This window comes from Mycobacterium sp. 2-64, assembly GCF_035918375.1.
In the GTDB taxonomy this organism is placed as follows: Bacteria; Actinomycetota; Actinomycetes; order Mycobacteriales; family Mycobacteriaceae; genus Mycobacterium; species Mycobacterium intracellulare.
In genome coordinates, this window is the sequence record NZ_CP142361.1 from 2,701,887 (window position 1) to 2,714,895 (window position 13,009).

Genomic DNA, 13,009 nt, shown 5'->3' on the forward strand with positions numbered 1-13,009 from the left:
CCAGCCACCGGGAACCTACCGTTGCAATAGCTCGGCGAGGGCGGCGGTCGCCTCTTTACGCGCCCGGTGCGCGATGTCGAGCGTCGGCATCGTCATGAACCCGTGAATGCCGCCGTCGTAACACAATTGCCGTGTCGGCACGCCGGCCGCTGTCAGGGCGGCGCCGTAGGCCAGTCCCTCGTCGCGCAGGGGATCGTGGCCGGCGACCACCACCACCGCGGGCGGGAGCCCGCGCAGGTCGGCGTTCAGCGGTGTGGCGTAGGGGTGGGCGCGGCCGTCGTGCGAGGGCACGTAGCAGTCCCAGTACCACTGCAGCGCCGACTTGGGGTTGTAGAAGCCCTGGCCGAACAGCCGGTAGGACTCGGTGTCGAAGTCGGCCGCGATCACCGGGTAGAGCAGCAGTTGGGCCGCTGGCGCCGGGCCGCCGCGGTCGCGAGCCATGATCGCGGTCACCGCGGCCAGGTTGCCGCCGGCGCTGTCGCCGCCCACGACCAGACGGCCGGGATCGGCCCCGAGCGACCCGGCGTTGTCGTACGCCCAGCGCGTCACCGCGTACACGTCCTCGGCCGCCGCCGGCCAGGGATTCTCCGGGGCCAACCGATAGCCGACCGAAACAACCACGGCGGGAACGAGGTTGGCGAGGTTGCGGCACAGCCCGTCGTGGCTGTCCAGGTCACAGAAGACGAACCCGCCGCCGTGTGCATAGACCACGATCGGCAGCGGTCCGGCCGCGTCGGGACGGTACACGCGGACGGGTATCGGGCCGTCCCGACCGTCGATGGAGCGATCGGCGGCCTCGGCGATGGGTTCGGGCCGCGCCGGCGGCACCAATCTGGACCGGATGAGGGCTCGAGCCTGCGCGCCGCTCATCTCCTGAACCGGGGGGAACCCACTGTCCAATTGCTCGATGATCGCCGCGATCTGCGGGTCGAGGCTCACGCGTACTGCAGGGCGGGTTGTCGCGCGGGGGCGGGGTGTTGTGACCGCAGGGAAAGCAGCGGCCGCAGCGGCTGCAGGGTCGGGGCGACTCGTTGCGGGCCGCCCTCCACGTTGCGCCACACGCCCATCGCGGTCATTCGCACCGGGGCGGCGAGGCGCTGGTCGAGCGCCATGCGATTCAGCGGACCGCACACCGACACGGCCGCCACGGCCTCACCGGGACTCCCGATCGGGGCCGCGACACAGCCAAACCCCAGTAGGGATTCTTCGCGCTCGTAGGCGACGCCGTGCGCCCTGACCTTGGCCAGTTCCGTCGCCAGTTGCGGAGCGCTGGAGATCGAGTATTTGGTCAGGCGGGCGCCCAAGTCGATGTCGGTCTCCTCGTCGCGATAAGCCAGGATCGCCTTGCCGACCGCGGTGCAGTGCGCGGGCTGACGGCCGCCGACCCGGGTGGGGATCGCACCGACCATGCGGTCGCCGACCTTGTCGAGGTAGACGACGTCGGCTCCGTCGAGCACCGCGAGGTGCACGACAAGCCCGGTGGCGCGGTGCAATTCACCCAGCAGTGGGCCCGCCGCCCGCACCAACCGATCCTGGTGCACGGCAAGCGAACCCAGCTCCACCAGCCGCATGCCGAGCTCGTAGTCACGACCGCTGCGACGCAGCCAGCGCAGTTGAACCAGCCGCTCGAGCATCCGGTGCGCCGACGAGCGCGGCAGGCCGGTACGCCGCACGATCTGGGCCAGCGTGAGGCGTCCGGGGCCGTCGAAGGCGTCCAGGACCAGCGAGATGCGGTCGATGACGGCGGTGGGGGTTTCGGCGGGCGCGGCCATTCATCCTCCTGGCTGGCATATTCCTATTAGGAATATAGTTCTACCACAGGGCTGTGGCCGCTGTCACATGGCGTGCCGAAAGAACCCGCGAGCGGGAGGCGCTCCTCGCACGCTCGTAACGCAGGGGTGCAATTTCGGCGGGATATCCCACCGTGGCGTTACGCCCGCGGAAAAAGACTCGCCGAGCGCCCGGCGCGGCGGCCGTAGAAGCTGCCGTCACCGAGCGAGACGCCGCTGGCGTAGCCCCACGCGGCCAGGCCGGCGGTGCACCGGCCGGCGGCGAACAGCCCGGGTATGGGCGCGCCGCTGACGTGCAGCACCTCGGCGTCCAGCGTGGTCGCCAGCCCGCCCAGGGTGAAGCCGCCGGTGCTTTCCCGCAGGTCGATCGCGCCGACCGGCGATCCGATCGGCTTGATCCACTCGGACTTCTTGTGCAGCAGCGGATCCTCGCCGCGCGCGGCGCCCTCGTTGTAGACGGCCACGGTGGCCTGCAGCGAACCGGGCGGCAGGCCCATGTCGCGCTCCAGGTCCGCGACGGTGTCGGCCACCCAGGTCGCCGGGCGCAGCATCAGCTTCGGCGACCACGAGGCCTCCGCCGCCTCCTGCGCGTCGCCGTCGATGATCAGGTACGCGACGTTGTCCTGCTGGTACAGCGTGAGCTGGCCGATCCGCCCCGGATAGGTGTCCTCGGCGACGTAGCGCTGACCGCGCCCGTTGACCAGGATGCCGCGCACCAGCTGCTGGGGGTCGACGAAGATCGCGACCTCGGTGGCGTCCATGTGCGCCAGGTCGGCGCCCAGCGCCTGCGCCATCCGGATCGCCTGCCCGTCGTGCTGCTCGATCGACGCGGCCGGCCGCCCCGCGATGCGCGGCGCGTAGCGCGCCACCATCGCGTCGTTGTAGGCGAAACTGCCGGTGGCCAGCACGACCCCGCGGCGCGCCCGGATCGTCATGTCGTTGCCGTACTGGCGGGCGCAGATGCCCACCACCCGGCCGTCGGATTCGGTGATCAGCCGCTGCACCCGCACGTCGTAGAGGGCCCGCGCCCCGGCGGCGGTGGCCGTTTCGACGAGGGGCTTCATCAGCATGTAGCCCGCACTCGCTTCGCCCTGCTTCTTGTTCTGCATCTGCGGGACGTGCCCGCGCGGGGCGGGGGAGGCGATCGTGTTGAACGGATAGGAGTTTTCGCCGCCGCTGTACATCAACCCCTGGTCGCCCATGGGCTCCCAGCCCGGCTCGGAGAAGAACTCCGCCTTGAACGGGACGCCGCAGCCCACCAGCCAGTCGAAGTGGGCGACGCTGCCGGCGCAATAGTCGGCGATCCTGGCCTCGTCGGCGCCGGGGCCCATCGCGACGTTGAGGAACGCCGCCATGTTGTCGACCGAATCGCTGAAGCCGCAAGCCTTTTGCAGCGGCGTGCCGCCCCCGAGGTAGATGAATCCGCCCGCCATCGATGCCGCGCCGCCCCAGGATCCGGTGCGCTCGAGCACCAGGACGTCGGCGCCGGACCGGGCGGCTTCCACCGCCGCCGCGGCGCCCGCGATCCCATAGCCGGCGATGACGACGTCGGCCTCGGCGTCCCACGACGTGATCGACGACGCCGCCACCGGCGTCACGTCAGATTCGGCGATCACATGCGCATGGCCGCGGGTGGTTCCGGAATCCACTCGTGGCCCCAATAGCTGTCGGCGGTGATTTCCTCTGCGGTGTAATACGTTTCGTCGACCCGCATCCCGTCGGTGCCGAATTCGATGTCCCAGTCGCCGGGCGCGCGGACGTAGAAGGACACCATCTTGTCGTTGGTGTGCCGGCCCAGCGTGGACGCGACGGTGAAGCCATCGGCGTTGACGCGGTCGAGCGCCTGGCCGACGGCGTCGAGGGTGTCCACCTCCACCATGACGTGCACCAGCCCGGGGTCGCGCTGCTGGGCGGCGGGGCAGATCGCCAGGCTGTGATGGCGCGCGTTGATGCCGAGGAACCGCACCCGGATCGGTCCGAACTCGGCGGGCAGCGGCACCCGGAACGCGCCACGAGACCGGAAACCGAGCACCTCGGTGTAGAAGTCGACGACGCCGTTGAAATCGGTCGCCGGCACGACGACGTGGCCCAGACCCTGGTCGCCCGTCACGAACTTCGCGCCGAACGGGGTGATCACCGGGCTGTGGTCGAGCACCGCGCTGTGGAACACCTCCAGCGTGGTGCCGGCCGGATCCTCGAAGGTGATCACCTCTTCGACGCGGCGGGCGTCGGCCTCCTGGACGGACAATTCCTTGAAACCGACACCGGCGCCGTCCAGGGCGGCCTTGACCCGTTGCAGCGCCTGGTGGTCACGCACTTCCCAGCCGACCGTGATCACCCGGTCAACCTCGCCGGGGACGACGATGATCCGGGCCGCGCGTTCGTCCATCCGCAAGTACAGCGCGGACTCGTCGGGTCCTTTCCCTTCGGCGAATCCCAGCACACCGAACGCGAAATGGCGCCAACGCTCGATGTCTGAGGTCGAAACCGTGATGTAGCCAAGGCTTTTCAGGTCAGACATTGAAAACCCCTCAGATCAAGGCCCGCAGCGGGCCTTCGGGCGGGTCGATGCCGATCGAACTCAGCGCCGCCGCGTGGTACGTGGTGCCCGGCACATGGATGGCGTGCATCTGGCCGACGTGCACGTCACGCCAATACCGTTGCAGCGGTTTGTCCATCCGGGCCGCGTTGCCGCCGGAGCGGGCGAAGATCTCGTCGACGGCGGAGACCGCGCGCCACACCGCGCGAACCTGCGTGCGGCGCCCGGCCGCGCGGTCGGCGAACGACACCTCCTTGCCCGCGGCGACCATGTCGTAGATGCGGTCGGCGTTGGCCAGCAGCTCCTGGCGGGCGGCGTTGATGTCGGCGGCAGCCTCGCCGATCGCGTGCATCACGTAGGGGTCGTCCTTGATCGCGGTCCCGGTGGCGCCCACCCGGCCGCGCTGGTAATCGAGGTGCGCGGCCAGCGCCCCCTCGGCGATGCCGATGGTGGCCGCCGAAATGCCGAGCGGGAACATCGTCGACCACGGCATCAGGTACAGCGGCTCGGTCATGCCGGCCTCGCGCTGGGCGGTGCCGTCCATCACCTTCGCCGCGTCCATGGTCCGGTAGGTCGGGACGAACGCGTCTTTGACGATGACGTCCTTGGAGCCGGTTCCGCGCAGCCCCACCACATTCCACGAGTCCTCGACGATCTCGTAGTCCTTGCGCGGCAGGATCATGTGCAGCATTTGCGGCGGCATCAACGGGATGCCCTTCTCGTCGCCGAGCATGGCGCCCAGGATGATCCAGTCGCAATGGTCGGTGCCCGAACTGAACTGCCAGCGCCCGTTGAACAGGTAGCCGCCGTCGACCGGTTTGGCCACGCCCTGCGGCGCGTAGGGCGACGCCATCCAGGTGTCGACGTCGTCGGCCCAGATCTCGGCGGCCACCTTCGGGTCGGCGTAGGCGAGCTGGTAGGGGTGCACGCCCACCACGCCGACGATCCAGCCCGCCGCGGGATCGAGCGCCGCGGTGGCCATCGTCGTCTCGGCGAACTCGCGGGGGTGGACCTCGAAGCCCTGATACTGCTTGGTCTGCAGCAGCCGGATCAGCCCGGCGCCCTTCATCAGCTTGACGGTGTCGTCGGTGAGCCGGCCGAGTTGCTCGGCCTCCGCGGCCTGTTCGCGCAGCTGATCGGCCATGGCCACTACCCGGTCCAGTACCCGGTCGCTCATATCGTTGTCCTTACGTGTGGGTGCTTAGTAATGGTCTACCGCAGTCCCGACCCGTCCCAAAGTAAATCCCGATGAGCGGACACAACGCGGTCAAAATTCGACATGAACATCGGTGCCCGCGGGCCGCGCCTGGCAGGCCAGAATCAGGCCCTCCTCGAGATCGTCGGCGTCCAACACGTCGCACGGAACCATGTCGACCTCGCCCGCGACCACGGTCGCCACGCACGAGCCGCAGCGGCCCTCCCGGCACGAGTGGGGCACGGCGATGCCCGCCTCGAGCAATGTCTCGACCAGCGTCTGCCCGTGGGGCCAGCACAAATGATGGCGTCGACCGTCCAGCTCGACGTCGACGCGCGCGACTTGCGGCATCCGCCGATCGTGAGCGATCCAGACGGCAGGGCGAACCCAGCTGCCCGGTGGCCGGGAAGATGCGCCCCCGGCGTCCGGTGACCGGGAGGGGGAGCGGTGCGCGATCCCGCAGGCCTTACCGTGACTGGTTGTGAACGATCCCGGCGAACAGGCTCTCGATGTGGTCGTGGTCGGCGCGGGGTTCGCCGGCCTGTACGCCCTGCACAAGCTGCGCGGCCAGGGGCTTTCGGTGCGAGTCCTGGAAGCCGCGCCCGAGATCGGCGGGACCTGGTACTACAACCGGTATCCCGGCGCGCGCTGCGACGTCGAGAGCGTCGACTACTGCTACTCGTTCTCCGACGAACTGCAGCAGGAATGGAACTGGACCGAACGCTACGCCACACAGGCCGAGATCCTGGCGTACCTGAACTGGGTCGCCGACAAACTCGACCTGCGCCGCGACATCGCGCTGCGCACCCGCGTGGTCTCCGCGACGCTCGACGAGACGACGCTGCGCTGGACGATCACCACCGATGCCGGCCAGACGATCTCGGCGCGGTTCTGTCTCATGGCTACCGGTCCGTTGTCGGCCGCGCTGACCCCGGACTTCGACGGCCTGGACACCTTCGCCGGCGAGATCTACCACACCGCGCAATGGCCCCACGACCCCGTCGACTTCACGGGCAAGCGGGTGGCCGTGATCGGCACCGGATCCTCCGGCATTCAATCGATTCCGGTCATCGCCGAGCGGGCCGCACACCTCTACGTCTTTCAGCGCACACCCAACTACAGCGTGCCGGCGGGCAACAGGCCGCTGTCGGCCGAAGAGCTCGACGAAATCAAGGCGGAATATGCCCAGCGACGCGCGCTGTCGTGGCGCAGCGGCGGCGGCTCACCCCACATCACCGCGCCGAAGCCCACCATGCAGTTCACGCCCGAGGAGCGCCGAGCGGCGTTCGAAAAGCGTTGGCAGCTCGGCGGTGTGCTGTTCTCGAAGACCTTCCCGGACCAGATGACCGATCTGGAGGCCAACGAAGAGGCCCGCCGATTCTACGAGGAGAAGGTCCGGGCCGTCATCGACGATCCGGCCGTCGCCGACCTCCTGATCCCCAACGACCACCCCATCGGCACCAAGCGAATCTGCACCGACAGCAACTATTTTCAGACCTTCAACCGCCCGAACGTGTCGCTGATCAGCGTCCGCGCCACCCCCATCGAATCCGTCGACACCACCGGCATCAACACGACCGACGCCCACTACGACGTCGACATGATCGTGCTGGCAACGGGTTTCGACGCGATGACCGGTGCGCTGGGCCGGATCGATATCGTCGGGCGCCGCGGCACCGCTATGCGCGACGACTGGGCGCACGGACCCCGCACCTATTTGGGGCTGGGCGTCGACGGCTTCCCCAACCTGTTCCTGATCTCGGGCCCGGGAGCGCCCGCCGTGCTGGCGAACATGGTGCTGCACGCCGAAGCCCAGGTGAACTGGATCGCCGACGCCATCGCGTTCCTGGACGAGCACGGTTACGCCGCGATCGAAGCAGGCGTCGACAGCGTGGACGGCTGGGGCGCCGAATGCGCCCGTCGGGCCGAGACGACGCTGTTCACCAAGGCGAACTCGTGGTACATGGGCGCGAACGTGCCGGGAAAGCCCCGGGGTTTCATGCTGTTCGTCGGGGGCTTCGCGACCTATAACGACATCTGCGCCGAGGTCGCCGACGCCGGCTACCGCGGCTTCGATCTCATCGAACGATGACGGGTCTACGGGACACGGTCGTCGTCGTCACCGGCGCCGCCAAGGGAACCGGCCGGGTGCATTGCCAGCGGTTCGCCGACGAGGGCGCCGACGTGATCGCGCTCGACGCCCCGGCCGTGGCCGACGAGTTGGCCGACACCGCAGAGAAAGTCGCCGATCGCGGTCGGCGCTGCGTGACCGGGCTGGCCGACGTCACCGACCTCGGGGCCGTCACCGCCGCCATCGATGCCGGCGTCGCCGAGCTGGGCCGCCTCGACACCATCGTCGCCAACGCCGGCGTCCACCTGCCGGGCGCGCCGTCGTGGGAACTGGACCCACTGGTGTGGCGGCGCACACTGGACATCAACCTCACCGGCGTCTGGCACACCGTCAGGGCCGGGGTGCCGCATATCGGTGGTGACGGCGGCTCCGTCGTCATCATCAGCTCCACCAGCGGCCTTCGCGGCCTGCCCAACACCGCCCACTACACCGCCAGCAAGCACGCGGTGGTGGGACTGGCCCGCACGCTGGCCAACGAGCTCGGGCCCCGCGGCATCCGGGTCAACACCGTGCACCCAGGCCCCGTCGCGACCCCAATGGTGCTCAACGAGGCCACCTTTCGGCGGCTGCGACCGGACCTGGAAAACCCGACGGAGGCCGACGCCGCCGAGGTGCTGCGGGCCCGCAACCTGCTTCCGGTGCCGTGGGTCGAGCCCGTCGACATCGCCAACGCCGTGCTGTTCCTGGCCTCGGATGAGGCCCGCTACATCACCGGCACCCAGCTCGTCGTCGACGCCGGCCTGACCCAGAAGACGACATGAGGGCGGCGCGCGGCGGGCGACTCGACGGCAAGTTCGCCCTGATCACCGGCGCGGCGCGGGGGATCGGTCGCGCGCAGGCCGTGCGCTTCGCCCAGGAGGGCGCCGACATCGTGGCGCTCGACGTGTGCGGCCCGATCGACACGGTGCTCGTCCCGCACAGCACGCCGGACGACCTCGACACCACCGCATCGCTGGTCCGCGAGGCCGGCGGGCGGGTGCACCCCGAGATCGTCGACGTCCGCGACCTCGCCGGCATGCGGGCCGCCACCGACCGCGGCGCCGCGCGGTTCGGCGGGCTGGACGTGGTGTGCGCGACCGCGGGAATCACGTCGCGCGGCATGGCGGTCGAGCTGGACGAAAACGCCTGGCGCACCATGCTGGACGTCAACCTCACCGGGGTCTGGCACACCTGCCGCGCCGGCGTGCCCCACCTCATCGCGCGCGGCGCCGGATCGGTGATCCTGACGAGCTCGATCGCCGGGCTGCGCGGCCTGGTCGGCGTCGCGCACTACACGGCCGCCAAACACGGCGTGGTCGGCTTGATGCGCTCGATGGCCAACGAGCTTGCGCCGCACCATGTCCGGGTCAACTGCGTCAACCCGACCAACGTCGACACGCCGATGATCCAGAACGACGTCGTCAGCAGCGCCTTTCGCCCGGACCTGGACCGCCCGCCCACGCGCGCCGAATTCGCCGACGCCGCGCGTTCGATGAACATGCTCGCAGTGCCGTGGATCGACCCCCTCGACGTCGCCAACGCCGCGCTGTTCCTCGCCTCCGACGAGGCGCGCTACATCACCGCGATCACCTTGCCCGTCGACGCGGGCGCCACCCAAAGATAGGAGGATCCGTGACCGACATCGCGAAGTACGGGCCGTGGGCGGTGATCGCCGGCGGCTCGGAAGGCGTGGGCGCCGAGTTCGCAAAGCAATTGGCCGGTGACGGGTTCGATCTGGTGCTGATCGCTCGCAAGCCGGGACCGCTGGAGGACACGGCGCGGCAGTGCCGCGAGATCGGCGCACAGGTGCGCACGTTGGCCATAGACCTGCTGGACCCCGACGCGGTCGCGCGAATCACCGCGCAGACCGCGGACATCGAGGTCGGCCTGTTGATCTACAACGCCGGCGCCAACACCTGCAGCAAGCCGTTTTTGGACGCCGAGCTCAGCGAGTTCGGCCGGGTGATCGACCTCAACGTGACGCGGATGCTGCAACTCGTGCAGCACTTTGCGCGGCCGATGCGGTCTCGCGGCCGGGGCGGCATTTTGGTGGTCGGCTCGATGGCGGCGACCCACGGTTCGATGCGCCAATCGGTCTACACCGGCGTGAAGGCCTTCAGCCGCCTCTTCGCCGAGAGCCTGTGGCTGGAGCTGCGCGAGCACGGCGTCGATGTGCTGGAACTGGTGCTGGGCGTGACCCGCACGCCGGCCATGGCCCGGGCCGGCCTGAACTTCGACGTGCCGGGGCTATCGGTGTCCGAACCGGCCGACGTGGCCCGCGAGGGGTTGGAGAACCTGGCCAACGGCCCGGTGTTCATCGCGGGCGGCAACGCGGCCGCGGTGCACCGGGGCAGCGGCCCGGACCGCGCCGCGATCGTGCTGGGCGCGCACAGAGCCGTGCAGGAACTTCTGGGCCAGAAATGATGCGCTCCTGAAACTGGAAGGAGATCAGCGGTGATCGACGCCGACGAACTGTTGACACGGCTGTGCCGACTCGAGGACGAACGTGATATCGCCCGATTGATCGCGTCCTACGGTCCGGCGGTGGACGCGGGGGACGCCGACGCCGCGGCGCGGCTCTGGGCGACCGATGGCGGCTACGACGTCGAGGGTTGGCAGATGCACAGCCGGGCCGACGTGCGCGCCATGGTCAGCTCGGCCTCCCATCAGAAGCTGGTGGGTGGTGGATGCTGCCACTTCGTCGGACCGGCGGTCGTGACGGTCGCGGGAGATTCGGCGGTGGCGGTCAGCGAATCGCTGGTTCTCGTGCGCGACGGCGAGAGTTACCGCGTATGGCGCTGCACGGCAAACCATTTCGAGTTGCGGCGCATCGAGAACCGTTGGCGGATCACCAAGCGTACGAGCCGTGTCCTCGATGGCAATCCCGGGGCCCACGCTTTGCTCACCGCGGGCCTGGCGGGTGCACCGGCACCGACATTGGGCGCCGGGGGAGACGTGGATTGAGGACGGTCCCGCGCTAGCCGCGCGAAAGGAACGCCAGCACAGTGCTTTCGAAGGCCTCCTTGGCCTCGATCATCGCCCAGTGCCCCGAGTTCGGGAAGATGTGCAGCTCCGCGTTGGGAATGGTGCGCATCGGGATCAGGGCCATGTCTGGCGGGCTGACCCGGTCGTCGCGTCCCCAGGTCAGCAGGGTGGGCGCGGTGAGCTTGTGCATGGTCGCCCACGGCAGCGGCCGGTCGGAGGCGGCCAGCGCGGCGTTCATCCCGGCGAACGCCGCCTTGCCGTACATGCGCCGCGCCGCGGCCAGGGTGTCGGGGTCGGTGGCCAGCTGCCAGCGCTCCTCGATCAGCTGCTCGGTGACCAGCCCCTGGTCGTAGACCATCGACTTGAGCCAGTCGACCAGGCGCTGGCGCGTCGGGTCCTCGACGAATTCCTGCAGCAGCCGGATGCCCTCGCTGGGGCTGGGGCTGAAGATGTTGGTGCCGATCCCGCCGATGGTCACCAGCCGACCGACGCGCTCGGGATTATGGGTGGCGAAGTTGATGCCCACACCGCCGCCCATCGAGTTGCCCACGATGTGCGCCTTGGCGACGCCGAGCGCGTCCAGCAAGGGCGCGACGGTGCCGAACGCGGTGACCATCGGGTGTCCGCCGAAGTCGTCGCTGACCCCGAACCCGGGGAATTCCAGGATCAGGCAGCGGAATCGCTCGGCGAAGGCGGGCAGCACGCCGCGGAAGTTGCGCCACCCGGTGACCCCGGGCCCGGACCCGTGCAGGAACAACAGCACCGGTGCGGAATCGGGGGCCCCGCTGTCCCCAGTGTCGTAGTAGCGCAAAGCGCCGTTTTCCGTGCTGATTTCGCGCAGGTCTTGCTCTGCGAGAGGCTGTCGAGGAGTGTCTGCCACGGGTGTCACCCTGCCATGCCGCGGCGCCGAGGGGGGATGGGGTTCCGCTGAACGGGCGGCGGTCAGGTTCGGCCGCGGACCGGCGCGCTCGAATTCATCAGCTCTTTGAGGGCGACGGGGAAGGCGTCGGCCAGGTCCCAGAGGTCGGCCACGAGGTCGGGGCAGGAAATGATGCCGACGCCGAGACGGCGGCCCAGCGACATCACGGTGATGTTGAGCCCGGCGCCGGCGATGATCGGACCGAGCGGGTACATCGCGTCGAGCCGGCAACCCAAGAAGTAGAGCTGGTCTCGCGGCCCGGCCACGTTCGACATCACCAGGTTGTGCGGCGGCTTCTCGGGCAGCGGTATGCGGGGCAGCAGCTTCATCGCGGCGCCGAACATGGTCTGCCCGGCCACCTGCGTCCAGTCCTGCAGCAGGGTCGGTCCCATCGCGGCGGCGTGGTCCTTGGCCGCGGCGTTACCGCCGGCGATGCGGGTGAGGCGTTCGGCGGGGTCGGCGATGTGGGTTTCGAGCCGGCACAGCATCCAGGTCATCTGATTGCGGCCCGGTCGAGATGACTTGCCGCGCACGGACACCGGCACGCTGGCGACCATCGGAATATCCGGCAGGGCGTCGCGGTCGAGAAGGTACTGCCGCAGCGCCCCCGCGCACATCGCCGTCACCACGTCGTTGACGGTCACCCCGAACCGCTGTTTCACGGTTTTGACGTCCTCGAGGTCCACGCTCGCCAGGGCGATGTTGCGGCGTCGGGTGAAGCGGCCGTTGAACGCCGTGGGCGGCGCCGCAAACGGGGCCGCCATCGTGTGGCCGCCGGCGCGGGCGCGCAGGACCGTTTGCGCCAGCGTCAGTGCCGTGGCAGGCACCACCCGCGCCAGGCGCCACGGTCGCAACGCCGCCCCGATCAGACCGCCGGCGGCGATCTGCAATGGGTTCGCCGCGCCGGCGCGGGCGGCCGGTTCCGGCGGCGGCGGCGGGCAGTCGGGGGTGGGGCCGCACAGTTGCGCGAGCAGGTTGGCTCCGCCCACACCGTCGACCACCGCGTGGTGGGCCTTGAGGACGACGGACAGCGCGTCCCCGCCACGCAGCCCTTCGATCACCCACATTTCCCACAGCGGACGATCGCGATCGAGCGCCAGGCCGGCGACGTGGCCGCAGATTTCCGCCAGTTCTTCGCGCCCGCCCGGCGAGGGCAGCGCGACCCGGTGCAGGTGGCGCCCCAGATCGAACCGGTCGTCGTCCACCCAGACCGGATGGTCGAAGTTCAGTTGGTTATCGGCCAGCTTGAGACGGAATTCCGGGACGGCGTCCACCCGCTCCGCGAGCGCCTCACGAAAGCGCCCGAAATCGTAGCCGCCGGGCATGGTCGCGGGGTCGAGCTCCAGGACGCAGCAAACGTTCAGCGGCTGTGTCGGTGATTCGAGGTACAGAAAGAACGCGTCTAGCCCACTGAGTCGCTGCATACTCGCTCGTCTCTTGTGTGCGGCTCTGACCGCTGGTCACATGACCA

At 69.5% G+C, this 13,009-nt stretch carries 13 protein-coding genes; 5 read left to right on the forward strand and 8 right to left on the reverse strand.

Annotated elements, in window-relative coordinates; translation table 11 throughout:
- Positions 1-15 precede the first annotated feature (15 nt).
- The 6 genes from QGN31_RS12745 to QGN31_RS12770 all read right to left on the reverse strand — a co-directional run bounded on the left by QGN31_RS12745 (position 16) and on the right by QGN31_RS12770 (position 5,875).
- The gene (locus tag QGN31_RS12745; RefSeq protein WP_201409367.1) at positions 16-939 is read right to left on the reverse strand and encodes an alpha/beta hydrolase; all 924 of its coding nucleotides are present in this window, start codon (positions 937-939) and stop codon (positions 16-18) included.
- Positions 936-1,772, reverse strand: coding sequence for an IclR family transcriptional regulator (locus QGN31_RS12750; protein ID WP_014384847.1), 837 nt, complete (start codon positions 1,770-1,772; stop codon positions 936-938). Before QGN31_RS12750 ends, QGN31_RS12745 begins: the two co-directional genes overlap by 4 nt.
- Positions 1,773-1,930: 158 nt before the next feature.
- Positions 1,931-3,439: an FAD-dependent oxidoreductase gene (locus tag QGN31_RS12755; protein WP_201409366.1), complete on the reverse strand. Its 1,509-nt coding sequence runs from the start codon at positions 3,437-3,439 to the stop codon at positions 1,931-1,933.
- Positions 3,403-4,311, reverse strand: a complete 909-nt coding sequence (bphC, locus tag QGN31_RS12760; protein WP_008257238.1) for a biphenyl-2,3-diol 1,2-dioxygenase — start codon at positions 4,309-4,311, stop codon at positions 3,403-3,405. Before bphC ends, QGN31_RS12755 begins: the two co-directional genes overlap by 37 nt.
- A gap of 10 nt (positions 4,312-4,321) precedes the next feature.
- Positions 4,322-5,506 (reverse strand): acyl-CoA dehydrogenase family protein, encoded by a 1,185-nt coding sequence (locus tag QGN31_RS12765; RefSeq protein ID WP_014384844.1) that lies wholly within the window; start codon positions 5,504-5,506, stop codon positions 4,322-4,324.
- 90 nt (positions 5,507-5,596) lie between these two features.
- Complete coding sequence (locus QGN31_RS12770; RefSeq protein ID WP_008257233.1) at positions 5,597-5,875, reverse strand: 2Fe-2S iron-sulfur cluster-binding protein; 279 nt, start codon at positions 5,873-5,875, stop codon at positions 5,597-5,599.
- 130 nt (positions 5,876-6,005) lie between these two features.
- Here QGN31_RS12770 and QGN31_RS12775 point away from each other — a divergent pair, with 130 nt between their 5' ends.
- Genes QGN31_RS12775 through QGN31_RS12795 form a run of 5 tightly spaced genes read left to right on the forward strand, consistent with a single transcriptional unit; the run spans position 6,006 to position 10,598 of the window.
- On the forward strand, positions 6,006-7,616 hold the full coding sequence (locus tag QGN31_RS12775) for a flavin-containing monooxygenase (RefSeq protein ID WP_008257229.1): 1,611 nt from the start codon (positions 6,006-6,008) through the stop codon (positions 7,614-7,616).
- A complete protein-coding gene (locus QGN31_RS12780; RefSeq protein ID WP_014384843.1) occupies positions 7,613-8,416 on the forward strand; it encodes a mycofactocin-coupled SDR family oxidoreductase in 804 nt (267 codons plus the stop codon). Before QGN31_RS12775 ends, QGN31_RS12780 begins: the two co-directional genes overlap by 4 nt.
- Positions 8,413-9,258, forward strand: coding sequence for a mycofactocin-coupled SDR family oxidoreductase (locus QGN31_RS12785; protein WP_201409365.1), 846 nt, complete (start codon positions 8,413-8,415; stop codon positions 9,256-9,258). The genes QGN31_RS12780 and QGN31_RS12785 overlap by 4 nt, the downstream gene beginning before the upstream one ends.
- An 8-nt stretch (positions 9,259-9,266) precedes the next feature.
- Positions 9,267-10,058, forward strand: a complete 792-nt coding sequence (locus QGN31_RS12790) for an SDR family NAD(P)-dependent oxidoreductase (protein ID WP_014384841.1) — start codon at positions 9,267-9,269, stop codon at positions 10,056-10,058.
- Between the two features lie 30 nt (positions 10,059-10,088).
- Entirely contained in the window at positions 10,089-10,598 is a 510-nt protein-coding gene (locus QGN31_RS12795; protein ID WP_009957240.1) for a nuclear transport factor 2 family protein, read from the forward strand.
- Between the two features lie 13 nt (positions 10,599-10,611).
- Here QGN31_RS12795 and QGN31_RS12800 read toward each other — a convergent pair whose 3' ends face one another.
- Entirely contained in the window at positions 10,612-11,499 is an 888-nt protein-coding gene (locus tag QGN31_RS12800; RefSeq protein WP_201407094.1) for an alpha/beta fold hydrolase, read from the reverse strand.
- A gap of 62 nt (positions 11,500-11,561) precedes the next feature.
- On the reverse strand, positions 11,562-12,962 hold the full coding sequence (locus QGN31_RS12805) for a WS/DGAT/MGAT family O-acyltransferase (RefSeq protein WP_095763249.1): 1,401 nt from the start codon (positions 12,960-12,962) through the stop codon (positions 11,562-11,564).
- Positions 12,963-13,009 lie beyond the last annotated feature (47 nt).

Coding starts and splice junctions, on each gene's coding strand:
- bphC (WP_008257238.1), bottom strand. CDS start 4,311: ATGTCTGACCTGAAAAGCCTTGGCTACATCACGGTTTCGACCTCAGAC.
- QGN31_RS12785 (WP_201409365.1), top strand. CDS start 8,413: ATGAGGGCGGCGCGCGGCGGGCGACTCGACGGCAAGTTCGCCCTGATC.
- QGN31_RS12765 (WP_014384844.1), bottom strand. CDS start 5,506: ATGAGCGACCGGGTACTGGACCGGGTAGTGGCCATGGCCGATCAGCTG.
- QGN31_RS12780 (WP_014384843.1), top strand. CDS start 7,613: ATGACGGGTCTACGGGACACGGTCGTCGTCGTCACCGGCGCCGCCAAG.
- QGN31_RS12750 (WP_014384847.1), bottom strand. CDS start 1,772: ATGGCCGCGCCCGCCGAAACCCCCACCGCCGTCATCGACCGCATCTCG.
- QGN31_RS12805 (WP_095763249.1), bottom strand. CDS start 12,962: ATGCAGCGACTCAGTGGGCTAGACGCGTTCTTTCTGTACCTCGAATCA.
- QGN31_RS12770 (WP_008257233.1), bottom strand. CDS start 5,875: ATGCCGCAAGTCGCGCGCGTCGACGTCGAGCTGGACGGTCGACGCCAT.